21 protein-coding genes and 1 tRNA gene are annotated in these 25,432 nt (G+C 65.8%); 7 read left to right on the forward strand and 15 right to left on the reverse strand.

Translation table 11 applies throughout. From position 1 onward, the window contains the following. On the forward strand, window positions 1–890 hold an 890-nt coding region (recF, locus tag AX725_RS21250; protein ID WP_066119083.1), incomplete at its 5' end, for a DNA replication/repair protein RecF. Here the strand turns inward: recF and AX725_RS06865 are convergent. Continuing rightward, window positions 884–1,093: a hypothetical protein gene (locus AX725_RS06865; protein ID WP_060980236.1), complete on the reverse strand. Its 210-nt coding sequence runs from the start codon at window positions 1,091–1,093 to the stop codon at window positions 884–886. The two genes, recF and AX725_RS06865, sit on opposite strands and share 7 nt — an antisense overlap. 183 nt (window positions 1,094–1,276) lie before the next feature. Here AX725_RS06865 and AX725_RS06870 point away from each other — a divergent pair, with 183 nt between their 5' ends. Beyond that, entirely contained in the window at window positions 1,277–1,468 is a 192-nt protein-coding gene (locus tag AX725_RS06870; protein ID WP_060980242.1) for a hypothetical protein, read from the forward strand. 10 nt (window positions 1,469–1,478) lie between these two features. On the opposite strand, the gene AX725_RS06875 is transcribed toward AX725_RS06870, so the two are convergent. The 3 genes from AX725_RS06875 to AX725_RS06885 form a co-directional block, all read right to left on the reverse strand. Continuing rightward, window positions 1,479–2,210: a GIN domain-containing protein gene (locus tag AX725_RS06875; protein ID WP_060980237.1), complete on the reverse strand. Its 732-nt coding sequence runs from the start codon at window positions 2,208–2,210 to the stop codon at window positions 1,479–1,481. Further along, window positions 2,207–2,863, reverse strand: coding sequence for a class I SAM-dependent methyltransferase (locus tag AX725_RS06880; protein WP_099046575.1), 657 nt, complete (start codon window positions 2,861–2,863; stop codon window positions 2,207–2,209). Before AX725_RS06880 ends, AX725_RS06875 begins: the two co-directional genes overlap by 4 nt. A 99-nt stretch (window positions 2,864–2,962) precedes the next feature. After that, a complete protein-coding gene (locus AX725_RS06885) occupies window positions 2,963–3,709 on the reverse strand; it encodes a head GIN domain-containing protein (RefSeq protein ID WP_060980238.1) in 747 nt (248 codons plus the stop codon). 165 nt (window positions 3,710–3,874) lie between these two features. Between AX725_RS06885 and AX725_RS06890 the strand changes: the two genes are divergently transcribed. Beyond that, complete coding sequence (locus AX725_RS06890; RefSeq protein WP_060980239.1) at window positions 3,875–4,858, forward strand: substrate-binding domain-containing protein; 984 nt, start codon at window positions 3,875–3,877, stop codon at window positions 4,856–4,858. A gap of 32 nt (window positions 4,859–4,890) precedes the next feature. On the opposite strand, the gene AX725_RS06895 is transcribed toward AX725_RS06890, so the two are convergent. Continuing rightward, complete coding sequence (locus AX725_RS06895) at window positions 4,891–5,430, reverse strand: winged helix-turn-helix transcriptional regulator (RefSeq protein WP_060980240.1); 540 nt, start codon at window positions 5,428–5,430, stop codon at window positions 4,891–4,893. 162 nt (window positions 5,431–5,592) lie between these two features. Here AX725_RS06895 and AX725_RS06900 point away from each other — a divergent pair, with 162 nt between their 5' ends. Both AX725_RS06900 and AX725_RS06905 read left to right on the forward strand, forming a co-directional pair. Next, window positions 5,593–5,931 carry a DUF8200 family protein gene (locus AX725_RS06900; protein WP_060980241.1) on the forward strand — a complete coding sequence of 113 codons (339 nt, stop codon included), beginning with the start codon at window positions 5,593–5,595 and terminating at the stop codon, window positions 5,929–5,931. Window positions 5,932–6,132: 201 nt separating this feature from the next. After that, window positions 6,133–8,226, forward strand: a complete 2,094-nt coding sequence (locus AX725_RS06905) for a RelA/SpoT family protein (RefSeq protein ID WP_060980244.1) — start codon at window positions 6,133–6,135, stop codon at window positions 8,224–8,226. A 12-nt stretch (window positions 8,227–8,238) separates the two neighbouring features. On the opposite strand, the gene AX725_RS06910 is transcribed toward AX725_RS06905, so the two are convergent. The 8 genes from AX725_RS06910 to AX725_RS06945 form a co-directional block, all read right to left on the reverse strand. Then, entirely contained in the window at window positions 8,239–10,551 is a 2,313-nt protein-coding gene (locus tag AX725_RS06910) for an ATP-dependent helicase (RefSeq protein WP_066044132.1), read from the reverse strand. A 282-nt stretch (window positions 10,552–10,833) separates the two neighbouring features. Beyond that, on the reverse strand, window positions 10,834–12,075 hold the full coding sequence (locus AX725_RS06915; RefSeq protein ID WP_060977767.1) for a DUF2254 domain-containing protein: 1,242 nt from the start codon (window positions 12,073–12,075) through the stop codon (window positions 10,834–10,836). A gap of 36 nt (window positions 12,076–12,111) precedes the next feature. Beyond that, window positions 12,112–14,853, reverse strand: a complete 2,742-nt coding sequence (locus tag AX725_RS06920) for a valine--tRNA ligase (protein WP_060977768.1) — start codon at window positions 14,851–14,853, stop codon at window positions 12,112–12,114. Window positions 14,854–14,904: 51 nt separating this feature from the next. After that, window positions 14,905–15,519 (reverse strand): ATPase, encoded by a 615-nt coding sequence (locus AX725_RS06925; RefSeq protein WP_081096989.1) that lies wholly within the window; start codon window positions 15,517–15,519, stop codon window positions 14,905–14,907. A gap of 251 nt (window positions 15,520–15,770) precedes the next feature. Beyond that, window positions 15,771–17,831 (reverse strand): alpha/beta hydrolase family protein, encoded by a 2,061-nt coding sequence (locus AX725_RS06930; protein WP_060977769.1) that lies wholly within the window; start codon window positions 17,829–17,831, stop codon window positions 15,771–15,773. 45 nt (window positions 17,832–17,876) lie between these two features. After that, window positions 17,877–18,317, reverse strand: coding sequence for a DUF2497 domain-containing protein (locus AX725_RS06935; RefSeq protein WP_060977770.1), 441 nt, complete (start codon window positions 18,315–18,317; stop codon window positions 17,877–17,879). A gap of 38 nt (window positions 18,318–18,355) precedes the next feature. Continuing rightward, a complete protein-coding gene (locus AX725_RS06940) occupies window positions 18,356–19,810 on the reverse strand; it encodes a TolC family outer membrane protein (RefSeq protein ID WP_060977771.1) in 1,455 nt (484 codons plus the stop codon). 53 nt (window positions 19,811–19,863) lie between these two features. After that, the gene (locus AX725_RS06945) at window positions 19,864–20,535 is read right to left on the reverse strand and encodes a protein-L-isoaspartate O-methyltransferase family protein (RefSeq protein WP_060977772.1); all 672 of its coding nucleotides are present in this window, start codon (window positions 20,533–20,535) and stop codon (window positions 19,864–19,866) included. Window positions 20,536–20,780: 245 nt separating this feature from the next. On the opposite strand from AX725_RS06945, the gene AX725_RS06950 reads away from it, so the two are divergent. Further along, window positions 20,781–20,854: transfer RNA gene (locus AX725_RS06950), tRNA-Cys, on the forward strand. Window positions 20,855–20,913: 59 nt separating this feature from the next. Beyond that, entirely contained in the window at window positions 20,914–21,363 is a 450-nt protein-coding gene (locus AX725_RS06955; RefSeq protein ID WP_060977773.1) for a YaiI/YqxD family protein, read from the forward strand. Here AX725_RS06955 and AX725_RS06960 read toward each other — a convergent pair. Continuing rightward, the gene (locus AX725_RS06960) at window positions 21,360–23,813 is read right to left on the reverse strand and encodes a zinc-dependent metalloprotease (protein ID WP_060977774.1); all 2,454 of its coding nucleotides are present in this window, start codon (window positions 23,811–23,813) and stop codon (window positions 21,360–21,362) included. The genes AX725_RS06955 and AX725_RS06960 overlap by 4 nt on opposite strands. Window positions 23,814–23,855: 42 nt before the next feature. After that, complete coding sequence (locus tag AX725_RS06965) at window positions 23,856–25,412, reverse strand: PepSY domain-containing protein (protein ID WP_060977775.1); 1,557 nt, start codon at window positions 25,410–25,412, stop codon at window positions 23,856–23,858. Window positions 25,413–25,432: the final 20 nt, after the last annotated feature.

Raw genomic sequence — 25,432 nt, forward strand, 5'->3', positions numbered from 1 at the left:
GGCCGGGCGGGTTCACCGTCGCAGCCGCGCTGGCCGAAGAAGAGGTGCGCATCGGCACCGGCACCGCCGCCGACGCGCCCTCGCGGCGGCAGGTGCGCGTCAACGGCGCTGCGGCAGCAGCAAACAGCCTGGCCGACTGGCTCGCCGTCGTCTGGCTGACCCCGGCAATGGACCGGCTGTTCCTCGAGAGCGCAGGCGGCAGGCGGCGGTTTCTCGACCGGCTGGTGCTGGCGCTGCATCCCGCGCATGCCCGGCACGCCGCGCGCTACGAGGCGGCGATGCGCGAGCGCAACCGGCTGCTCGCCGCCGATCGCCCCGCTGATCCCGGCTGGATCGACGCGCTGGAAGCGCGGATGGCAGAGCATGGCGCGGCGATCGCGCTCGCCCGGGCCGATACGCTGGAAGCGCTCGATGCGCAGATCGCGACGTTAGAGGTGGGGCCCTTTGCCCAGCCCGCGCTGGCGCTCGAACGCAAGGGACCGGTCGAGGCCGATGCGCTGATCGCCGCATTGCGATCTGGGCGGTCGCGCGATGCCGGAGCAGGCCGCGCGCTCGCAGGGCCGCATCGCGACGACCTGATCGTCACCATGCGCCAGAAGGGCCAGGCGGCGGCACTGTGTTCGACCGGCGAGCAGAAGGCGATGCTGATCGCGATCATCCTGGCGCATGCCGATCTGGTCGCCGAGCGGCGCGGCAGCCGTCTTATCCTGCTGCTCGACGAGGTCGCCGCGCATCTCGACCCGGCGCGGCGCGCGGCGCTCTACGAACAGCTCGCCGACCGCTCAGGCCAGGTCTGGATGACGGGCACCGATGCGTCGCTGTTCGACGCCGTGCCGCTATCGGGCCGCGCCGACTGGTGTGTTAGCGGCGGGGTGGTTTCGCCTCAGTGAATGGTGCCGATGCACTGATCGAGCGATAGGATCACCAACAGCCGCTCGATCTGCCGCCAGTGGCAGAAATGGATGTGATTGCCGCGCGCCCGCGCTGCCTCGGCCCGGTCGGAGGCCTCGATGCCTGCCGTCTCGCCATAATGCGAGAGCAGCTTGCAGGCGTCCTCATAGGCTTCGCGGCTTCCAATATAGGGCGGGTTCATGGGCGCGTTCGGGTCCTCTTTCCTCGTGCCGGCAAAGCTGCCGGCGCCGCGTCCGGATGGGGATACAGGCAGGCCGTGCAGGAAGGTTCAACCGGCATGGTAAATTGGGCGTTAGGCTTTGCAACCGGTGTCAGCAGCGATTGGCGGTGGCAAAAGCCGCGCGCGCATGGCAAGGGCGCGGTCATGGTCAATCAGACATCAGGCAACCGTCAGCCCCCGGCCCGCGCAGGCGGCGTATTCATGGCTTTGGGCACGCTGGCAGGCACCGTCATCGGCGGGTTCATGGGCCAGCCCTCGATCGGCTTTCTCGCGGGCCTGGGCGGCGGCGCAGCGCTGCACGGCGTGATCTGGTACATGGACCGCCGCAAGGGCTGATCGCCCCCTGTCAGCGGGCAGCAGCGGCAATCTCGGCTGCGCCGCACAGGATGGCATTGGCGCCGGTCTGGCGCACCGTGCATTGCGGCGTGCCGCCGATCGCGATGTCCGCCCCGCCCTTCACTGCGATCTGCGCCGGGCCAGCGACGCTGAGCTTCGCGCGCACCGGCCCCTCGCCGATCAGTTCGAGCGCGCCCAGGGCAAGCCCCATCCCTTCGATCAATCCGTCGCCGAGCATCACCGCGCGTGCGCTGGCCGCCTTGCCGCCGATCTTCAGGCTGCCGCTGCCGTTGACGTTGAGCGCCAGCGCCTCGGCCGCGACCGCGCCGACCTCGACCGAGCCGTTGCCATCCATGGTCGCGCTGGGCCGCGCGCCGCTCAGCGCATCGATCTTCGCACTGCCATGGCCCAGCAGGGTGAGCGACTGGACGCTGCGCGCATCGAGCCGCACCAGCGGCAGCGCCTCGGGGGCCTTCGGGCGATAGCGGCGCTCGGTAGGCAGGCTGGTGCGCGCCCGGCGGATGTAAAGCGTGCCGCCCTGGACCCGCATCGACAGCGATTCGAGCGCGCGCGGATCGCCGCTGGCCACCGCAAAGGGCGCCGCGCCAGAGCGTATCTCCACCGCGACATCGCCCTCGATCCGGACCTTGTCGAACGGCGAGAGGGTGAAGCGCCTGTCCGCTGCCTGCGCCGATTGCGGCAACAGCAGTGCCAGAGCGAGAATCGGAACGTACCGCTTCATGCGCGCGCCTCGCCCATCTCGATCCAGCCGAGAAAGCGCGGCGTCTTGGGCATGTAGCGGCTGTCACAGCCGCTCAGCCGGAAGCCCTGACCGGCAAGGGCGCTGCTGACCGGGCGGGTCAGATGGCATCCGCCGGCGATGCGCTTCCACACGGGTTCGATCCGCTGTTGCCAGCGTGCCGGGCCGGGATCGGGCGCAGCACCATGTTCGAGGAACAGGATCGTTCCACCGGGCGCCAGCACGCGGCGCATTTCGCGCAGAACGGCCGCAGGATCGCGCACCGAGCACAGGGTGAAGGTGGTGAGCACCGTATCGAAGCTGCCATCTGCAAAGGGCAGGCTTTCGGCAAAACCGGCGCGGAAATCGGAATCGAAGCCGCGCGCCTTCGCCTTGCCGCGCGCGGTGTCGAGCAGTTGCGGCGAAGGATCGACCCCGGCGAGCGCCGTGACCCGGGCGCGGTCATAATGATCGAGGTTGATGCCGCCGCCGCAGCCGAGTTCCAGCACCCGGCCCTGGGCGCGCGGCACGATGCGGCTGCGCGCCTTGGCGATGGCGGGCTGGCCGCAGCAGAAGGTGATGAGGCGCGGCATCATGTGCCTGTCCCAGAAACCGGGCTGGTCGGCGGCCTTCACCGGATTGTCGCTGTTAGTCAATGCGCTCTCCCCCGCCCCGGCAAAGCCAGGAACGGGGGCGAGTGTCTAGCATGGCTGGCGACCATGCAACCGCTTTTGCGCCTCGCGCGCGCCGGCGAATCAGCCGCAGGTGATCGTGCCCGAACCCATCGAGCTGCTCTTGCATTTGGCCTTGCCCTTGATGGTGACATCGCCCGAGCCCATCAGCGCCGCATCGACCGAGCCATCCGAAGCCATGGTCACATCGCCCGATCCGGCGATCGAGATATCGACAGTCGGGCTGGAAAAGCGTTCGCCGAGCACGCTGCCCGATCCGGCGATCGAGATGTCGGTATTGTCGGCACTGCCCGCGAGCTTGAGCGAGCCGCTGCCGGCGACTGCGCCGTCGAGCTTCTTGGCGGTCAGCTGTGCGATATCGGCCGTGCCCGATCCGGCGACGCTCAGCTCGATCTCGTCGCCTTCCATCCGGTCGACCTTTGCCGAGCCCGAGCCGGCCAGCACCAGCGCGCGAAGCGCAGGCGCGCTGATCTTGATATCGGCCTCGCCCGAATCGCTGAAGCTGAAGGCCGATTTCTTGCGGCGGATGCGCAGTTCGCCGTCGCGAACGCGAAATTGCAGCTTTTCCAGAGCCTTGTCGTCGCCCGAAGCGCTGACCGCATGCTCGCCCTGGGTGGTGAAGGTGATATTGTCCGGCCCGGCCAGCGTGATCCGGTCGAAAGGTTCGCCCGACCATTTGGACGACCAGCCTTCATCCGAACCGCCCGATTCGTCCTCGATCAGCACCTCGGCACCGTCAACCATATTGCAGCCTGCGACCGCGACAGCGGCGGCAGCCGCAACCAGAGCGTGTTTCCAAGTGACGGCCATGACGATACTCCTTGCGTGTGTTGCTGTATTAATACAGGGAGAGTAGCGAAAACGCAAGCTGAAGCTGACAAGACGCTCGACGGTTCGTCGCCAAGTGTCTAGAACCATTGGCGGGGGGCGGCGCAGCATCTTTGGGGAAAGGCGCGTACCATCAGCAAGATCGGGATGCAGGAGCTCGCGGAGCTCGCTGGAGTGTCGGTGTCCACGGTGTCGCGGGCGCTGGCAGGAAAGACGATCATCAACGCCAAGACGCGCGAACGCGTGGTCGAACTGGCGCGCCTGCACGGCTTCAAGCCGAATCAGGTCGCCCAGAATCTCCGCCTGCGTCGCGCGCAGGCGATCGGCGTGGTCATGCCGATGGGCCATGAGGTCGATCAGCACCCGTCCGATCCGTTCTTCATGACCATGCTCGGCTATCTCGCCGATGCGCTGACCGAGCGCAATTTCGACCTGCTGCTCTCGCGCGTCATTCCGTCTGGCGATCACTGGCTGGACGATCTGCTCGATTCGGGGCGAGTCGATGGCGCGATCGTCATCGGCCAGTCGGACCAGATGAAGGTGCTCGAGGCGGCCGCCGAGCGGCACCGCGCGCTGATGGTCTGGGGCGCACGGATCGAGGGCCAGCGGCATGTCACCGTGGGGTCGGACAATGTCCGCGGCGGATATATCGCCGGGCGGCACCTCATCGAGCGCGGCAAGCGCAAGCTGCTGTTCCTGGGCAATCCGAGCCCGCCCGAATTCGGCCAGCGCCAGCAGGGCTTTTTGCAGGCCTGTGCCGAGGCAGGGCTGTCGCACAGCGCGCATACGCTGCCGATCCATCTCACGTCCGAGGCTGCCTATAGCGCGGCGAGCGCGTTTCTTGACGAAAATCCCGGCATCGACGGCATCTTCGCATCCTCGGATGTGGTGGCGATGAGCGCGCTGAGGGCGCTGTCCGAACATGGCCTGTCGGTGCCCGGCGATGTTGCTGTCGTCGGCTATGACGACATCATGCTGGCGGCGCACACCAATCCGCCGCTGACGACGATCCGCCAGGACCTGCAGGCCGGCGCGCGGATGCTGGTCGACATGGTGTTCCGCCAGATCGATGGCGAAATCTGCGAACCGGTGCAGCTGGAGCCCGAACTGATCGTCCGCGCGACGAGCTAAATCGGGCGGGCCATCGGCGCCGGTGCGCGGCGTCAGATGCTCGCGATGCGCTTGACCACGCCATCGTGGTCATTGTCGTCGCCATCGGCGGCGTTCAGATCGGCCAGATCGATCCAGCACAGGTCGTGGTGCGTCAGCACGCGGCCATCATGCGCGCGGATCGAGATCGGCTGGATCGGACGGCGATCGCGCTCGTCGACCAGCACCGGGTTGGACGGCACGCCGCTTTCCCATTTCTCGCCCCATTGGCGCAGCGCGATCATCGTCGGCAACAGGTCGAGACCCTTGTCGGTGAGACGATATTCGATCTTGCGCCGATCATCGACACAGGGCGCGCGCTTGAGGATGCCACTTTCGACCAGCCGGGTCAGCCGGTTGGACAGGATGTTACGGGCAATACCGAGCTCTTCCAGAAATTCCTCGAAATGGTGCAGCCCGTTGAACGAGGCGCGCAGGATCATGAACGACCAGCGCTCACCCATCGTCTCGAGCGCCTGAGGCAGGCTGCAACAGGCTGCAATCTCGGCGAGCGGTTCGCGCAATTTGTTGGGGTTGCCGTGGGTCATGATCATCAAATCCAGTTTCAAACCGCCATCTTATCGAAAAATGCGGCCTTGCCAATGAAAATTCAGTTTCTAGTTGCAACTCAAAACCTATTCGTATAGGTAGTGATTCGCAACTGAAATTGCACCCCCCGATTTCCTCCCCGGGAAAACCGTTAGAAAGGACACGCCATGCCCCGCTTCACCAAGACCCTGACCCAGATCGCTTTTGTCGCCGCCGCTTCGCTTTCGAGCATGGTGATGATGCAGGCGAGCACCGCCAGCGCCCAGTCCCCGGGCAGCAGCTATTTCACTGCGGAACTGGCCGCACCCGTCGAAAAGACCACCAAGATCATCCAGGGCGTCGTGTGGCAATGCGAAGGCACCGTCTGCACCGGATCGAAAGCGACCTCGCGCCCGATCAACGCCTGCACGCGTCTGTCCCGCAAGATGGGCGATGTCACCGCCTTTACAACCCGCAACGAGGCGATGGCCAGCGAAGAGCTCGCCACCTGCAACGCCAAGGGCTGATTGATCGAACCGCTTCCGGTCGGGTGACCAGGACCTGCGATACTCCCACATCGCATGCCCCTGCCGCCCGGCAAACCTGCCGCGCCTGTGCGAGAACCCCCTTGATGCCCTGGTCCCTTGCCCCGGGCGACCCCGACCATGGCCCCTCGCACAGGCGCGTTTTTCTGTTGCAATTGCTTGCAAAGCACCGACATTCAGCAGGTGCTTAGACAATATGAACTGGTAGAGCGGGTCAAGGAATACGACCCCGATGCGGACGAGGCGCTGATCAACCGCGCCTATGTGTTTTCCGTGCAGAAGCATGGCAGCCAGAAGCGCGCCAGCGGCGACCCCTATTTCAGCCATCCGATCGAGGTGGCAGGTCTGATGACCGACCTGAAGATGGACGTCGAGACCATCATCACCGCATTGCTGCACGATACGGTCGAGGACACGCTGACCACGATCGAGGAGGTCGAGCGGCTGTTCGGCCCCAAGGTGGCCGAGATGGTCGATGGCGTGACCAAGCTTTCCAAGATCGAGGCGCAGACCGAAAACGAGCGCGCGGCGGAGAACCTGCGCAAGTTCCTGCTCGCCATGTCGAACGACCTGCGTGTGCTGCTGGTCAAGCTGGCCGACCGGCTGCACAACATGCGCACCTTGAAGTTCATCTCCAGCGCCGACAAGCGCAAGCGCATCGCGCGCGAGACGATGGACATCTTCGCGCCGCTCGCCGAGCGCGTCGGCATGTACGAATATATGCGCGAGATGCAGATGCTCGCCTTTCGCGAGCTCGAGCCCGAGGCCTATGACACGATCTGCGGGCGGCTCGACCAGATCAAGGCGAGCGGCGAGAACCAGGTCGAAACCATCGCCGAATCGCTCAAAGCGGAACTCGCCGCGCATGGCCTGACCGCCGAGATCAGCGGGCGCGAAAAGCACCCCTATTCGATCTGGCGCAAGATGGCCGAGCGGCACGTGTCGTTCGAGCAGATGACCGACATCATCGCCTTTCGCGTCATCGTCGACAGCATCGATGATTGCTATGCCGCCTTGGGTCATATCCACCGCAAGTGGAAGATGATCCCCGGCCGGTTCAAGGACTATATCTCGACGCCGAAGCGCAACGGCTATCGCTCGCTGCACACCGCGATCATTCACGGCCAGTCGATGCGCGTCGAGATCCAGATCCGCACGCACGAGATGCACCGGCAGAGCGAATTCGGTCTTGCCGCGCACTGGGCGTACAAGCAGGGCGGCACCCGGCCGGACGGCCAGGCGGGATGGATTCGCGACCTGATCGAGATTCTCGACACGGCGCAGGATGCCGACGAGCTGCTCGAGCATACCCGCATGGCGATGTATCAGGACCGCATCTTCGCTTTCACCCCCAAGGGCGCGCTGCACCAGATGCCCAAAGGCGCGACCGCGATCGACTTTGCCTATGCGGTGCACACCAATCTCGGCAACAAGGCGGTCGGCGTGCTCATCAACGGACGCAACCTGCCGCTGCGCACCCCGCTCGCCAATGGCGATATCGTCGAGATCCTGAAATCCGAAGGGCAGGAACCACAGACCAGCTGGCTCGGCTTCGTCACCACCGGCAAGGCACGCGCCGCGATCCGCCGCTATGTCCGCGACAAGGAGCGCGACGAGACCATCGCCATGGGCCGGGTGATCTATGACGAGATCGCCGGGCGCCTACCGGTCAAGATCGGCAAGAAGGCGCTCAAACAGGCGCTTGAACGGCTCGGCATGGAGGACGAGAACGATCTGATGCTCGCCATCGGCAAGAACCAGATCAAGGATGTCGCGCTGATGGACGCGCTGGTCCCCGGCAGCAGCAGCGAGCAGACGGCCCTGCGCGAATTCCCGCGCCAGGACCGGGCGATCTCGATCCAGGGGCTGACCCCGGGCGTCGCCTTCCAGCTTGCCGAATGCTGCCACCCGGTGCCGGGCGACCGCATCGTCGGCTTGCGCCGCCAGGGTCAGCATATCGAGGTGCACACCATCGATTGCCTCAATCTGGTCAGCGGCGTGGATGCCGACTGGATCGACCTGTCATGGGGCGGCGATTCGGACGGCGCGACCGCACGCATCCGCGCGATCCTGTACAACCGCCCCGGTACGCTCGCCGACATGGCGGGCATTTTCAGCCATCACAAGGCGAACATCGTCAACCTCAAGCTGACCAACCGCGACCAGCCGTTCCATACTTACGAATCGGACCTGGAAGTGCACGATGTCGGCCATCTGATGCAGATCATCATGGCGCTGCGCGCTTCGGAATCGGTGGCGCGGGCAGAGCGTATCTGACCCGCGAGCCCCTCAGGCGAGGCTGACGAAGCTGTCGATCACCCGCTTGCGCCCCGAATTCTCGAAGTCGATCTCCAGCTTGTTGCCTTCCTTCTCGGCGACGAGCCCGTAACCGAATTTCTGGTGGAACACGCGGGTGCCGATCTCGACATCGCTGCGCCCTGCGTTTCCTAAGCTGATCGCGCTCGACCGGGCCTCGGCGACGCGCTGCGGCGTCGCGTTGAACCCTCCGGGCACCTGCGCCGCGCGCTGCCAGCCGGGGCCGCGCCGCGCCGCGCGCTCGGGATCGCGCGCCAGATGCGCGAACGGATCGTCGCGCTCGGAAAGGCCAGCGCGCCATAGCGACGCGCCGCCGGTCATCGAGCTTTCCTCCTCGACATGCTCGGGCGGCAGCTCGCCGATGAAGCGCGAGGGGATAGAGCTGGTCCACTGGCCATAGATGCGCCGGTTCGCCGCATGCACGATCGTGCAGCTCGCTCGTGCGCGCGTGATCGCGACATAGGCAAGGCGGCGCTCCTCCTCGAGGCTGGCCATCCCGCCTTCGTCGAGCGCGCGCTGCGAAGGGAAGACGCCCTCCTCCCATCCGGCGAGAAACACATGCTCGAACTCCAGGCCCTTGGCGCCGTGGATGGTCATCATCGTGACCTTGGCCTCTTCCGCCGAAGCCTCGTTGTCCATCACCAGGCTGACATGCTCGAGAAAGTCACCGAGGCTTTCATACTCTTCCATCGCCCGCGCGAGTTCGGACAGGTTTTCGAGCCGTCCCGACGCCTCGACCGAGCGTTCGGCCTGCAAGACCTGGGTATAGCCCGATTCGTCGAGAATCTGCCGCGCCAGATCCGCAGGGTTCATGGTCGAGAGCAGGTCGCGCCAGCGCGCGATGCCGCGCATCAACGCAGTCAATGCGGTACGCGCCCGCGCCGGCAGTTCGTCGCTGTCGAGGATCTGGAAAGCGGCGGCGCTGAGCGGCAGCCCGGTCGCGCGCGCCAGCCGGTGCACCTTTTCCAGCGCCTTGTCGCCCAGGCCGCGCTTGGGCGTGTTGAAGATCCGCTCGAACGCCAGATCGTCCGCCGGCTGGTTGACGACGCGCAAGTACGCGAGTGCATCGCGGATTTCGGCGCGCTCGTAGAAGCGAAAACCCCCGATGATGCGATAGGGCATGCCGATGGCGATGAACCGGTCCTCGAACTCGCGCGTCTGGAACTGGGCGCGCACCAGGATCGCGGTCCGGTCCAGGCTGATCCCGCGCCGCGACAGGCTTTCCAGCTCCTCGCCGACCCGCCGCGCCTCTTCCGGGCCATCCCAGACGCCAAGCACGCGCACCTTCTCGCCCGCATCGACCTCGGTCCACAGCGTCTTGCCGAGCCGATCGCTGTTCGACGCGATCAGCCCCGATGCCGCGCCCAGGATGTGCGGGGTGGAGCGGTAGTTCTGCTCCAGCCTTATGATCCGCGCGCCGGGAAAATCCTTTTCGAAGCGCAGGATATTGGCGACCTCCGCCCCGCGCCACGAATAGATCGACTGGTCGTCATCGCCGACGCAGCAGATATTCTTGCGCGCCTGGGCGAGCAGCCGCAGCCAGAGATACTGGCTCGAATTGGTGTCCTGATATTCGTCGACCAGGATATATTTGAATTTCTGCTGATATTGCTCGAGCACCGCGCGGTCGGTGCGCAGCAGCGTCAGCATGTGCAGCAGCAGATCGCCGAAATCGCAGCCGTTGAGCGCCTTCAGCCGGTCCTGATAGGCGGTGTAGAGCTCCTGTCCGCGCCCATTGGCGTAGAGCTCGCTTTCCGCCGCGTCGAGTTCGTGCGGGTTCAGCCCCTTGTTCTTCCACCGGTCGATGCACCCGGCGAGCTGGCGCGCGGGCCAGCGCTTGTCGTCGATATCCGCCGCCTGGATCAATTGCTTGAGCAGGCGCAACTGGTCGTCGGTATCAATGATGGTGAAATTGCTCTGCAGACCGACCAGCTCGGCGTGGCGGCGCAGCATCTTCGCGCCGATCGAATGGAAGGTGCCGAGCCAGGGCATGCCCTCGACCGCCTCGCCAATGATCTTGCCGACGCGCTCGCGCATCTCACGCGCGGCCTTGTTGGTAAAGGTGACCGCGAGAATCTCTGATGGCCAGGCGCGCCGCGTCGCGATCAGATGCGCAAGGCGCGCGGTCAAAGCGGCGGTCTTGCCCGTCCCTGCCCCCGCCAGCACCAGCACTGGGCCGTCGGACGACAGCACCGCCTCGCGCTGCGGCGTGTTCAGCCCCTGCAGATAGGCGGGGTCATTGGCCGAGGGCGGCGGGAATTCGGATGCGGGGGCGAGATCGTTCACCGTCGAACGTTTAGGGAACGTGGGGCGCCGGGGCAAGGGGGAGGTGCGGAAGATGCGGTGGGCGGCAGGCTTGGCGCGACATGGAAAAATCCTCCCCCAGCTCGCTGGGGGAGGGGGACCGCCCGCGCAGCGGGTGGTGGAGGGGCAGCGGGTGCGCGTTTCGGATCCGCCATCGTGCCATCCCGCTTCCCCTCCACCACTGACCTGCGGTCAGCGGTCCCCCTCCCCGAGACAAGCTCGGGGAGGATTTTGGAAGGACGCTCGCCCCACCTTCGGCAAACCTCAATCCAGCACGAACCGCTCCAGAATCTCGACATCGCCCGGCAGCGCCAGCCCGATCTTCGCGCGCGCAAACGCTTCGTGCGACATCGCCTGTGCTGCCGCGCCGAAATGTACCGGATCATGCGCGGCGAGCGAGCGCAGCGCCTTTTGCAGCCGGATCTGCACCTCGAGCTGCCCTGCGCCATCGCGCGCGATCCAGCGGAACGCATCGCACACCAGATCTTCGACGGCGATCGGTGGCACATGCAGTCGCGGGCAGGTGACCCGCGCCGGGATGGCGCGCGCCGCCGTGCTCCATCCCGCCAGAATGCGCAGCGAGGTGCCCAGCACGTCGATCGCGGTGCCCGGATCGTTGACCCCCGGAGACAGCGCCTTGGACGCAGTTTCAGACAGCACGATCAGGCCAAAGCGCGGGTCCGCTTCGAAGGTGCGATCGCCATCGATCACGAAGGCGCGGCGGGCATCGCGCGCGCTCTGCTCATCCAGCGCGCGCGATGTCTTGAGCAGGATCGTGCGCGAATCGACATAGGTGCCGGGACGCACCGCCAGCCAGACGTCGAGGTCCTGCTCGGCGCACAGGGTGGCAAAAAGCTGATCGTCTATCGCCTGCACGAAGCCGAAGCGCTCGGCATAGAGCGGCACGCCGCTATCGGGCATCGCGACCAGTTCGACCCCGCCCAACAGGGGCCGCTCGGCGAGGTCGGCAAAGGCCTTTTCGGCAGCGTCTTCGAGCAGATCGATGACCTCGGACACATCGCCCAGATTGCTCAGCCGTGCGATCCAGCGGATCAGCGCATAGATGACCGACAGGATGACGAGGCAGGTGGTCAGGAACAGGACCACCCGGGCAGGCTGACCGAAATAGCTGGTCGACAGCCCGACGGTGCCGACGATCGCGTAGATGAACCCGCCGATGAACACCGAGATCGCGTTCTGCGCGGTGCGGTCCTGCATCAGCAGCGGGCGGGCGCGCGGGGTCGCCGCCGATGCCGCGGCCTGGAGCGAGGACACCATGATGCCCAGCGAGAAGATCGCGACCGCCAGCAGCGTGTTGGCAAGGACGCCGAGCAGATCGTCGACCCCATCGAGCCCGATCAGCTTGTGGAATTCGTTCGGCAGCAGCACGCCCAGCGCCGGGGCAAGCAGCAGCGCCAGCACCGCCAGCACCGCATAAGCCGCCGGCGTGAACCACAAGGAGCGATAGATCCGCCGCGCGAGCAACCGGGCGTAGGACAGGCTCATGCGCCGGTCGCCATGGGGGCGATCGGGGCGCGCCGATCAGCCAAGCCGCGCGAGCGCCGCCGCCAGCCGCTCGGCCTCGGCGGATTTCTCCGCATGGTCGGCGCGCGCCTTTTCCACCGCTTCGGGCTTGGCCTTTTCGACAAAGGCCGGATTGGACAGGCGGCCTTCGAGCGACTTCGCTTCCTTGCTCACCGCTTCCAGCGCCTTGGTCAGGCGCGCCTTTTCGGCGGCGATGTCGATAATGCCTTCAAGCGGCAGCACGAAGGTTGCCTCGTTGACCACGATCTGCAGGTTAGCCCCTTGGGGTGCAGCCTCATCCAGCGGCGCGAAATCGATCCGCGCCAGACGCTGTGCACCGGTCGAGAAGCCGTTGACCCAGGCCATGGTCTGCTCGTTGGCGTCCTGCACGAACGCCTTCAATCGCGTACCCGGCGCGATACCGAGTTCGTTCTTGGCCGAACGGATGCTGCCGACCAGATCGATGCGCCATTCGGTCTCCGCCTTGGCTGCAGCATCCACCTCGGCCTGCGGCGCGGGCCATTGCGCGACGATCAGGTCGTTCGACCGGGGGTGGGCGGGTCCAGACAAGGCGTGCCACAGCTCTTCGGTGATAAAGGGCATGAACGGGTGCAGCATCACCAGGATCTGGTCGAGCACCCAGCCCGCGACCGCGCGAGTTTCGGCGGCTTCGTTCGCATCGCCCTCAGCGGAAAGCACCGGTTTGATCAGTTCGAGATACCAGTCGCAGAACTGGTCCCAGACGAAGTGATAGATCGCGTTCGCCGCCGCATCGAAGCGCAGGTCGGCGAGGGCCTTGTCCAATGCTGCGACCGTTTCCACCACCTCGCCGATGATCCAGCGGTTGACCGCGAGCGTCGCCGCCGGTGCGGCGACCGATGCGCTCGCCCCGATGCCGTTCGCCTGGCAGAAGCGCGCCGCGTTCCACAGCTTGGTCGCGAAATTGCGATAGCCCTCGACGCGGCGCTCATCCATCTTGATGTCGCGGCCCTGGCTTTCCATCGCCGCCATGAAGAAGCGCAGCGCGTCCGCGCCATAGCTGTCGATCAGGCCGAGCGGATCGACGGTATTGCCCTTGGACTTGGACATTTTAGCGCCATCGGCGGCGCGGACCAGGCCGTGCAGATACAGCCGCTTCCACGGGGCTTGCCCCATGAAATGCGTCCCCATCATCGCCATGCGCGCATCCCAGAAGAACAGGATGTCGAAGCCGGAGATGAGAAGGTCGTTGGGATAGTGCTTGCCAACCAGCGGCGCGTCCGCGCCATCCTGCGGCCAGCCCAGCGTCGCAAAGGGCCAAAGCGCGGAGGAGAACCAGGTGTCGAGCACGTCGGCATCGCGTTCGAGCGTCACGCCTTCGCCGACAAGCGCCTGCGCTTCCTCCTCGGTCTCGGCGACATAACACTGGCCGTCCGAGCCATACCAGGCCGGAATCCGGTGCCCCCACCACAATTGGCGGCTCACGCACCAGGGCTGGATGTTGTCCATCCAGTGGAAATAGGTCTTCTCCCAGCTCTTGGGCACGATCTCGATAACGCCGGTCTTCACCGCCTCGATCGCCGGCTGGGCGAGGGTCTTGGCATCGACATACCACTGATCCGTCAGCCAGGGTTCGATCACCACGCCGCCGCGATCGCCATAAGGCGTCTGGATGGTGCGCGGTTCGGCGTCGTGCTCGGTGGCTTCGCCGTCCTTGGCGGTGACGACATGCGGCACCAGGCGGCCCAGCGCCTTCATCCGCTCGACGACGAGCTTGCGCGCATCGAACCGGTCCACGCCGATGAATTCCGCCGGGATCAGGCCATCGGCGGTCTGCACCACCCGCGCCTCGGCATCGAACATGTTGAGCATCTCGCTCGCCGCGATGCCTGCGCGCCGACCGACCTCGAAATCGTTGAAATCATGCCCAGGCGTGATCTTCACCGCGCCCGAGCCCAGCTCGGGATCGGCATGGTCGTCGGCGACGATCGGGATGCGCCGTCCGGTGATCGGCAGTTCGACATACTTGCCGATGACGCTGGCATAGCGCGGGTCCGTGCCGTTCACAGCGACCGCCATATCCGCCAGCATCGTCTCGGGCCGCGTCGTCGCGACGACGATATGGTCGCGGCCATCATCGAGGGTCACGCCATCGGCGAGCGGATAGCGGAAATGCCAGAAATGACCCTGCACCTCGCGCGTCTCGACCTCGAGATCGCTGATCGCGGTCTTGAGCTTGGGGTCCCAGTTGACCAGGCGCTTGTCGCGGTAGATCAGCCCCTGATTGTACAGGTCGACGAACACCTTGAGCACCGCCTTGCTGAAATGCGGGTCCATGGTGAACTGCTCGCGCGACCAGTCCATCGAACAGCCCAGACGGCGCAGCTGGCGGGTGATCGCGCCGCCGCTCTCCTCCTTCCACTGCCAGACCTTGCTGACGAAATCCTCGCGCGAATAGTTGGTGCGCTTGTCCTGCGCCGCTTCGAGCTGACGCTCGACCACCATCTGCGTCGCGATGCCCGCATGGTCGGTGCCGACCACCCACAGCGCATCCTTGCCGCGCAGCCGCTCGTAGCGGATCATGATGTCCTGCAGCGTGTTGTCGAGCGCATGGCCGATATGCAGCGAGCCGGTGACGTTCGGCGGCGGGTTGACGATGGTATACGGCTCGGCACCGGGCCGCTCAGGGCGAAACGCGTTCGTCGCCTCCCAATGCGGATACCATTTCGCCTCGATCGCGGCGGGGTCGAAGGTCTTGGGCAATTCGGTCTTGTCGGTCATGGGTCCAGCCTTTGCCAAGCCTGCCCATTCATCGCAAGGTTGGTGTAAGGGTCAGGGCAGCGGATTCAGCAAGTTCTGCATCATTTCTGGCGGAACGGACGAACTGAGCGAGATCTTGTTGCCCTGTTTGCGACCGATCAGCTTCGGCTCCGCACTGCCATTGTCGAAAATCCAGGCCTCATCCGCACGATCGAAAAACCATCCGAGTTGGCGCAGCGATTTGGAGCGACGTTCGAGTACCTTGTCTTTGGGCACGTCATGTCCGCCCTTGGCCACCCGTAGCCGTATCCGCTCCAGCTGCTGTTGCGGATCGGCGATGAACACATAGATCAGGCGGACTTCAAAGCCGCGCGCTGTGGCATGTTCGACAAGCCTCCGATACTTTCCAGTGGAAAGAACGGTTTCGACGCCGATCGTCTGGTGGGCATCGATAGAGGCTTCCAGCCATTTCTCGATCCGCACGACCGACGCGAGATTGGCATCCTGCCTGGAGAGGTGCTCGACATCCATGATCTTGCTGGTCAGCAGATCGGGATTGATGATCCAGACGGTTCCGCCGAACTCGTCGACATCGCTGCGATCATAAGCAGTACTTTTCCCGCAGCCATTCGGTCCCGCCACGATCCAGAATCTTGGTTGGGGCAGGCTGCGGGTCGAGATCGTCAATCGTCGGAGTCCAGTTGCCGATTTTCTGCCCTTGCACGCCGCACATTGGCTGCAAACGCGGACTGAAACTCTGACCCGAAGCTGGGGCTGTCCGCCGAAACCACACGCACGCGGAAGGATTTGCCATCCTTCCGAACCGTCCTGTACCGCGGTTTGGATACTGCTTTGACAGTCAGCGGTCCGTCAACAATCTCTACAGCCATAAAGCCTCCAGACCCCGAATATAGCAATCATGGCCGTACGGACCAATGCTATTTCACCTCGCGCCCCTTCAGGTGCTTCGCCAGCCAGTCGAAGACGTTGCGGTGCCATTGCACGCTGTTCTGCGCCTTCAGCACCCAGTGGTTCTCATCGGGGAAGATCAGCAGCTTGGATTCGATCCCCTGCCGCTGCAGCGCGGTGAACGCGGCGAGCGATTGCGAATAGGGGATGCGGAAATCCTTTTCGCCGTGGATGACCAGCGTCGGCGTCTTCCACTTGGTCACGTGGTTGACCGGGTTCCACTTTTCCGCGTCCTGCCGCTGCCACCACGGGCCGCCATGGTCCCATTCGTCGAACCACAGTTCCTCGGTCTCGAACGCCATGGCGCGCAGGTCGAATACGCCGGCATGCGTCACCAGGCACTTGAAGCCGTCGGGCCACTGGCCGGCGATCCAGTTCATCATGTACCCGCCATAGCTGCCGCCCAGCGCGCAGGCATTGGCCGTGTCGAGCGAGGCGTCGATGCCCGGCAAGGCCGCCATGCCGAGCTTCAGATCCTCGAGCGGCTTGCCGCCCCAGTCCTTGTTGATGCTGTCGGTGAAAGCCTGGCCGTATCCGGTCGAGCCGTGGAAATCGATCGTCACCACGGCATAGCCCTGCGACGCCATCACTGCCGGGTTCCAGCGATAGGACCAGCTGTTCGAGAAGCTGCCCTGCGGCCCGCCATGCACCAGCAGCGCGACCGGCAGCTTGCCCTTTACGCCCTGCGGCTTGAGGATCTGGCCATGGACGAGATCGCCGTTCGCGCCCTTGAACGTGAACTGTTCATACATCACCGGGTCGAGCCCGGCGAGCTTGTCCGCGTTGACATTGGTCAGGCGGCGCGTCTGGCCCTTCGCATCCATCAGCACCAGATCGTCGGGCGCGGAGACCGAGTTGATCGTGTAGATCATCCCGCCACCCGCCAGCGGCACGACATTGCCCACATTGCCGCGCTCGGTGAGCCGGGTGACCTTGCCGCTGGGCACATCGACGCGGAACACCGGATGCTCGAGCAGGTCCTGCGCGGTGACCAGCAGGCTCTTCGAATCCGCAGCCCAGGCGATCGAACCGACCGAGCGGTCCCAGCCTTCGGTAAGCTTGGTGATCTTGCCGGTCTTCATGTCGCGCAGGTGCACGACCATGCGATCAGCCTCGTAACCGGGCCGCGCCATCGCCGCCCAGGCGAGCCAGCGGCCATCGGGCGAGGCGGCGGGGAGCGAATCGGTGCCCTGGTTGGTCTCGGTCAGATTCTGTGCGGCCGTGCCATCGGCGAGCGGCTGCCAGACAATGTCGAGATTGGTCGAGCGCGGCTCGTCGCCATCGGACTTGCGAATGGCAAAGGCGATCGCGCTGCTGTCGGCGCTCCACGCGATTTCCTCGCCGCCGCCAAACGGCTTGCTCGGCGCATCGCCTTCGATTCCACCGCTCACCGGGCGCGCGGGACCGGCGACCTTGCCATCGGTCGCCAGCGCATAGGCATAGATGCGCGAATAGGTGCCGGGCTCGCGCCAGGTATCCCAGTGCCGCACGAACAGCCGGTCATATTCACGCCCCGTGCCCTGTGGCTTGGCCCTGGCATCGCACGCATCGACCGAGCATCCCTCGGCCACGTCCGCCCAGACCGCGAGGCTGTTGCCATCGGGCGAGAGGCTGAAGCCGCTCAGGTCGACCGCCGATTGCGTCACCTGCACCGGCTCGCCACCCGGCAGCGCGACGCGCCAGACTTGGGCAGTCCCGGAGCGGTTCGACAGGAAGAACAGATGCTTGCCATCGCGCGCGAACACCGGCGCGCTTTCGTTATGGCCGGGAGAATCGGCGACCGCGATCGGCTGGGCCTTGCTGTCCGCGAGGTCGAGCACGAACAGCCCGGTGCTGCGCTTGTTCGCGGGGAGATCGGTCGTGGTCAGCTGATACGCCACCCATTTGCCGTCGGGCGAGGCAGCAGGCGCGCCAAGCCGGTTGAAGGTCGCAAGGTCCGTTTCCGTCATCGGCCGGGCGGCGGCAGGGCTGGCGAGGAGAACGGGCGAAAGCGCGCTGGCAACCAGCGCGACGAGGAGCATCTTCTTCATGGTTGCAGGCGTTACCATCGGGCACGCCGGGTGCAAAGGGGAAGCTCAGCCCTTGCGGCCGGTGATCCGCCCGATTTCCTTCGCCACCATCGCCTCGACGATCGGCGGCAGGTTCTTGTCGAGCCATTCGGCAAGCATCGGGCGCAGCATCGCGCGCACCATGCCCTCGAGCGAGGTCTCGCCCGAGCGGACGATCTGCGGGCTGACGCCCGGTTCGGTCAGCGTTGCGAGCACGGCAAGCGATTCGCGCATCGACTGCTCGCCCGCGCGGCTGATCAGCGGCGCCTCTTCGGGTTCGGCTGCCGGTTCGGGCTCGACGCTGTCGGTCAGTTCGAGAATGTCGTCGACCGGTGCCGCCTGCCGGGCGGGCGCAGGCGCAGGACGTTGCGGCGGCGCGCGGCGCGGCTTGCGGTTGTCCTCCGCGATCACCTTCTTGATCGAGGCGAGGATTTCCTCAAGGCTCGGCTCGCCGATATCGCGTGTCATTCCTGAAGCCCCTGATCCGATTCGCCCCTGCCCTAGCCTTACTGGTTGGGCGGGCCGATCAGTGCGGCATTTTGCGCAGGGCTGTCAACGGTGCGCGTCGATTGGGCGACCGGGTCCTTGTCCGAATCGAAGTCCATGATCTTGTCGCGGACGCGCTCGTAATTGATCTCGGGGTCGTAGAGCAGTCCGCCATCGAGCCCCAGATCGCGCGCCTCGGCCCGGCCCATCGCCGCGAGCAGCGTGAAGCCCGCGACATAGGCGTTGCGCCGCGCAGTCACCAGCTGCACCTGCGCGTTGAGCAGTTCGCGCTCGGCATCGAGAATGTCGAGAATGGTGCGGTTGCCGACGCTGTTTTCGGCGCGCACGCCTTCCAGTGCCAGGGTGTTCGCATCGACCGCGCGCTGCGACGATTCGATCACCTGAAGCGAGGCGTTGAAGCTCGCATAAGCCGCGCGCACCTGCGCAATCACACCGCGCTCGACGGCGATTTCCTGTTCCATCGCCTGACCGGTCACGGCCTGAGCGCGGCGGATCTGTGCGCCGGGACGGCCGCCCTGATAGACCGGGACGGTCAGCTGCACGCCGGCCGACGCGCTCGACTGCTGCTGCACGAAATTGCCCTGGATCAGCGTACTGCCCAGCGTGCCGAGGAAATTCTGGTAATTGCCCTGGCTGAACAGCCCGATGCGCGGCATGCGGGCACCGCGCGCCGATTTCACGTCGAATTCCGCCGCCTTCACCCGCTCGCGCGCCGCTTCCAGATCGGGATTGCTGTCGAGCGCGGTCGCCACCGCAGCCTCGGGCGCATCGGGCAGGTTGGGCAGCGGTGGCGGCGGTTCGAGCGCTTCCGGCGCCCGGCCGACGAGCTGGATATAGGTTTCCTTGCTGCGGATCAGGTTCGCTTCCGCCGTCTGCAGGTCGCTGCGCGCGATCGCGAGCCGCGCCTCGGACTGGGCGACATCGGTGCGGGTCAGATCGCCGATCTCGAACCGGTCGGACGAGGCCTGGAGGTTGACGTCGAGCACCTCGACATTCTGGCGCTGCAGCCCGACGATCGCCTCGTCGCGAATCACGTCCATATAGGCGGCGACCACGTTGCTGAACACGGTCGCCTCAGTACCGCGCAGATCGGCCTGACCGGCCTCGACCCGCACCTTCGACGCCTTGATCGCATTGCGCACGGTGCCGCCCGAATAGATCGGCACATCCATGCTGATCGTGCCCGCGACCGATCGCGCCGGTGCGGTGAACGCGTTGGCGGGGTTGAGGAAATTCTCCGAATATTGCGCCTGGATCTGCGAACTGGGACGCCCATCGGCCAGCGCGATCGGCACGCCTTCGTCGGTCGCGCGCTGCTGGGCGCGTGCCGCGTTAAGCGTCGGGTTCGTCTGATAAGCGGCGATCAGCGCATCACGCAGCGTATCCGCCTGAGCGGGCGCGCTGCCCAGAACCAGCGCCGCACCACAACCGGCCATCCAAAGCGAAGTCTTCATCTATCCGGTTCTCTTGTCGTCCACCGCCGGTGCCAATGGCGAGGCCCTGTGCTTCAGAAGGTATAGCTCTTTGGCCGGGCGAAGGCCGCAAGCGGTGCGATGTCGGTATCGGCAAAGGGGACCAGAGCAAAGGCACCACCCTGACGGCGACCTGCGGCCAGCCGGGTTACGCCCGCTTCATCCAGCCCGGTCAGCAATCGCCCGCCATCGGCGAGCTGCGCCACGATGGCATCGGGTACCTGCTCGACCGCGCCGTCGATGATCACGAGACTATAGGGTGCCCCTGCAGCGTGGCCCTCGACCAGCGCCGATTCGACGGTGGTGACATTGGCAAGTCCTGCAAGTCCGGTGCCGGCCTGTTCGACCAAGGCACGATCCTGTTCGACCGCAACCACGTGCGAGACGATGCCGGCGAGCAAGGCGGCCATATAGCCGGTTCCCGAGCCGATCAGCAGCACCTTGTCGTTGCCCGACAGTTCGGCGCGGGTCAGCAGCAGGCCGGTCGACAGCGCCGGATTGAGCACGCGGCCGCCGGCCAACGGCACCGCCCGGTCGATATAAGCGATGGCACGGTGGCTGGCGGGGACGAAATCCTCGCGCGGGGTCACGGCCATCGCGGCGATGACGACGGGATCGCTGACGTCGCTGGGACGCAGCTGGCTTTCGATCATGTGCCTGCGGGCAGCGGCAAAATCGGTCGGAGCAAGAGTCTGTGTATCGGTCATGTCCAAGCGCCCTAGAATATGCGGACGGCGATGCAAGCGCTAACGGAACAGCACGCTCCGCTTTGATAGCCTTCCGGTTGCAAAATGCAATCGACATCGCCGTATCCATGCTTATGGCATGGCTGTATTAGCATGGCAATACAGCAAATGCGCCACTTTGGACATATCGCGCATCCGGCTCCTCCGCACGCTTGTGTCTTGACTTTCGCCGCGATCCGGCACAATGCGCGCTCCTTCCCCACGGTGGCCCGATGGCGGAGTGGTGACGCAGAGGACTGCAAATCCTTGCACGCCGGTTCGATTCCGGCTCGGGCCTCCAATTCCTTCGCGGCAGTTCCGACCGAACGGCGAGGCTGCCCCTGGGGAAATGATGAAATCATGATGATCTGGGTCGATGCCGATGCCTGTCCGGTCAAGGACGAGGTCTATCGTGTCGCGCTGCGTCATGCCGTTCCGGTCACCATCGTCAGCAACAGCCCGATCCGGGTCCCTTTGCATCCGCTGATCGCGCGCAAGCTGGTAAGCGATCGCTTCGACGCCGCCGACGACTGGATCGCCGACCATGCCGATGCGCGCTCGATCGTCATCACCGCCGATATCTTGCTCGCCGACCGCTGCCTGAAACAGGGCGCGAGCGTCATCGCACCCACCGGCAAGCCGTTCACCACCAGCTCGATCGGAGGTGCGATCGCCACGCGCGCGATCATGGCGGACCTGCGCGCCGGCGGCGACTGCATTGGTGGCCCACCGCCGTTCGGCAAGGCTGACCGATCGCGCTTCCTGCAATCGCTCGACGAGGCGCTGGTGCGGCTGAAAAGCCAGGCCTAATCTTGCATGTCGCCGATCGGCATGCCGGGCGGAATCGGCAGCTCGGCCTTGTCGCTGGCGAGCAGCGCCTTGAGCGCATCGCGATCCTTGAGCAGCCGCGCGGTCGAGAGTGCCCAGGCGCGGTCCGCCGGATCGGCAAAGCGCTTGCCCGTCTGCGCCTCGGCCCAGTCGTGCAGCGCCTGGTCGATCCGGGTCGTCGCATCGACACCCGCCTCGGCCGACATCGCCGCCTTGGCCAGCGACACGATAATCCGGGTGCCCAAAGCCCGGCGCACAGCGGCAAGCCGCGTGCTAGGCTGGGGCGCATCGGTCAGCGCAAGCAGCCGCCCGGCAACCGCATCGACGCCGGGGCTGTCCGGGTTGGCGCGATGCTGCTCGCCCATGCGCGCGAGCCGCTCGGGCGCGAGCAGGGCGTTCAAGGTCTGCTGGGCTGCGACTTGCCCCGCAACCAGCGGATCGAATGCGGCGGTGCCCGCCATCGGCATGATCTCGATCTCGGTCTGGCGATCATAATCGCCCGAGAACCCGGCGGAAAGCTGCGGAACCAGCGCAGGCGGCACGTCGAGCACCGCCGGTTGCAGCGTCGCCAGCAGCGAATCGAGCGCGCGCTTCTGCTCGGCAGGCGCGACCGGCGCGCCCTGCGCCGCCGCAGCGGGACCGACCGCATATTCGGAAGTCAGCCCGCCCAATAGCTTGGCCGCCGCCTCGACCTGATAGCGGTGGACCAGCCAGATCGGCACGAACTTGCGCCGAAGGCTGGCGACCGGCTCGCCGGGGGCCAGCGCCGCCGGGCCGAAGCGCGCCACCGCAGCGGCACGCACCTGCATCATCCGGTCGAGCTCGGCCACCGGATCAGCACCGTCATCCCACAGGCTGCCCCAGGGCTGGCTCGCCGAAACGCTCCGCGCATTTTCGTCCGAGACGAAGCGCAAGCCTTCGCGTTCGGCGGCTTCCGCCTTGGCACGCGCGGCGGCATCGGGATCGCCGCTCACCGGATCGCCATAGAGCCAGTCGATCGCATGCACATCCCAGCGCCCCATGCCGACGCCATAGGCATCGCTGAGGTCTGGCGCGCCGTCCTTCAGCCCGATGCGCGGCGCGGGATAGTCCATCACCGAGGCGCGGTCCTGCGTACTGCCCGCAAAATTGTGCATCAGCCCCAGTGCATGGCCGACCTCGTGCGCGGCGAGCTGGCGGATGCGCGCCAGCGCGACCTCAGCGGGATCGTTGGGGCCACCCTTGCCCGTCCTGTCGGCGCCGACCAGCCCTTCATAGATCAGCATGTCCTGCCGCACGCGCAGCGAGCCCAGCAGCACCGCCCCTTTGAGGATTTCGCCCGTACGCGGGTCGGTGACGGCATAGCCATAGGACCAGCCGCGCGTCGCGCGGTTGACCCAGTTGACGACATTGTAGCGGATATCGAGCGGATCGGCCCCTTCGGGCAAAATCTCGACGCGATAGGCATCGATATAGCCCGCGGCTTCGAACGCCTGTTTCCACCACGATGCGCCTTCGAGCAACGCCGTGCGGATCGGCTCGGGCGCGGCATTGTCGATATAGAAGACGATAGGCTTGCGCACCCGCGAGCGCGGCGCGGCAGGATCGAGCCGCTCAAGCCGGAAGCGGTTGGCGAGATTCTGCACGATCTGGCCGCCCAGTGGCGCGGAGAAATCGAGGATCTGCGTCGCGAAACTGCCTCCGCGCGGATCGAACTGGCGGGGTACATAGCCGGCTTCGGGCATGGCGATCAGGCTGTGGCGGACGACAAGGGTCACCTGGCGGGCGTCGGGCGCGATGTTGCGCACCTCCGGCCCCGGCGTGTCACTGGCATAGGTTTGGCGCGCCTCGAATTCGAGATTCAGCGGGAAGGCGCGTACGGCATTGGGATCGGCCGCGCTCAAGCCATCAACCAGCTTCCAGCCCTTTTCGCCGCTCGAATTGAGCTGGGCGGTGACGTTGCGCGTGTCGCGCGCCAGGAACGGCGCGATATCGACCAGCAACCGGCCATCGGGGCCGTCCACGGCATCGCCCATCCAGATCAGCGAGGTGGCAAAGGCATTGGCGGCGGCGGCCTGTTCCGCCGGTGTTCCGGCGCTGGCGCGGAAGCGCGGATTTTCCAGCTCGAAAGCGATCTTCTTGCCCATGCGGCGGACGAGCAGCATCTGCGCCGGGCCGGGGGCCGCGCGGTCCAGCCCGATCGGCGCGGAACCGAGACCCGTGCGCAGCGCAGTCGCATAGAGCATCCGCGCCACCACGCCATCGCCCCCGGCGGCGGGCAGCGAGAGCAGGATGCGTCCGCCCTTTCTGTCGACATGCACCGGATAGAGGCCATCGAGCTTTTCGGTCCCGGCGAGCGGGCTGGCGGAGGCGGATGCGGGCGGCGCGGCCTGAGCGTGAAGCGGAACGGCCAGGGCAGCGAGCCCCAGGGCGAGTGCAAGCGAACGGTTCATCGGACCCCCAGTCTGTTCCAGCCAGACTAGGGGCCAATGATATCAACGGGCAAGCGGCTTTTGTGCACGCCCGCGCCTGCGCCGCCAGTCCCAATACAGCCCGATACCGGCCATGAAGCCAAGCAGCGCGAGCATGAAGCTGCCCACCACGGCGTTCAGCCCGACCTTGCCGATCGGGAACAGGAAGTTCCATTTGTGGATGAAGCTGAACAGATAACGCTCGGGCTTCTGCCAGTTCTCGGTGCGGTCGGCGAGCACGCCAGTCGCGGTATCGACGAACAGCGTCGCATTGACGGGCGCGCCGTAATCGATGCGCCAGACCGGCAGCCGCTTGTTGCGGAAATCATAATCCGGGCCGAACCGGGTAACGAGTTCCATCGACCTGATCGCGCTGTCGGGCGCGCCGCTGAACCGGCGGCCGAGGTCGCGCGCCAGCGCCTTGTCGCCATCGGCCCAGGGCTTGCCGGTGGCAGCATCGATATAGAGCGCAGGACCAGTGGGGCTGACGCCTTCGAACCGCGCATTGCGGATCGCAGCATCGCCCATCGGCATCTTGTGGCCCTCATGCGCGCTGTGATCGTGCTCGCCCTTGGGCATTGCACCGCCCGGTTGCGCGAGCCCCAGGCGATAGAGCGCGCGGCCCTGCGGCCCCTCGACCAGCGACAGCGCGTTGACGTCCAGCCCATGCGCGATCTCGGCCCAGTCGCGCTCGACCGGATAGCGTGCATTGGCCACATCGACCAGCGGTGAGAGGCGCAGCTTGCTGCTCGGTTGCTCCAGCGCGGACTGCACCAGATGCACGATACCGCTGATCGAGAACATCAGCAGCGGCAGCGCCAGCACATAGCCCATTGCGCGGTGCCAGCCCTTCGACCCCGCCAGCCTTTTGCCGCGCCGGATGGCGACCAGCAGCAGAATGCCGGTCACCGCCAGCGCGGCAAGACTGCCAACCATCAGCGTGATGACGATGACGCGCAGCCAGTCGAGCCCTTCCGGTACCCATTCCCAGCTGTGCAGCGCGCGGAACACGTTCTGCAAACGGGTCTTGGCGAGGTTGTTCACCGCCGCGAGGCTGCTGGTTTCGGTATGCACATAGGCGGTCAGCCGGTCATCCCCGGCAAAGCGGATGCGCCAGACCGGCAGCAGCCGGTTGACCCAGGGATAATCGGCATCGAACGCGGTCTGCTGCACGATCTCGGCCACCGGGCGCTGCTCTTTCAGGAAATGCCGCGCGATGAACTCGGCCTGGCGCGCATCCTGGTTCGCCAGTTCCGCGCCCGTATCGAGCCGGAAATAGCGGCGCGGGGCCATCGGCGTGACGGTCACCTGCAACAGATTGCGGTCCTCGGCCACCACCACCTTGACCGCGCGCGCCTTGTCGATTCCGGCATCGGCCAGAACCTTTTCCACCGGCGCGGCGCCCGCCATGTCGATGGGCCGCATCGGCGGCATGAATTCGAGCTGCTGCGGGCCGAACAGCACCATGGCGATATGCGCCATGCCCGACAGCCCCCAGATGAACAGGCTGATGCCGCCGATCAGCGCCAGCCATTGGTGCTTGCTCATCGACCAGCGCGCGAGCCAGGGACGGTTTGCCATGATGCTGTTCTCCCTCTCTC

It is taken from the genome of Blastomonas sp. CCH9-A1, assembly GCF_001557175.1.
GTDB classification, from domain to species: domain Bacteria; phylum Pseudomonadota; class Alphaproteobacteria; order Sphingomonadales; family Sphingomonadaceae; genus Blastomonas; species Blastomonas delafieldii_A.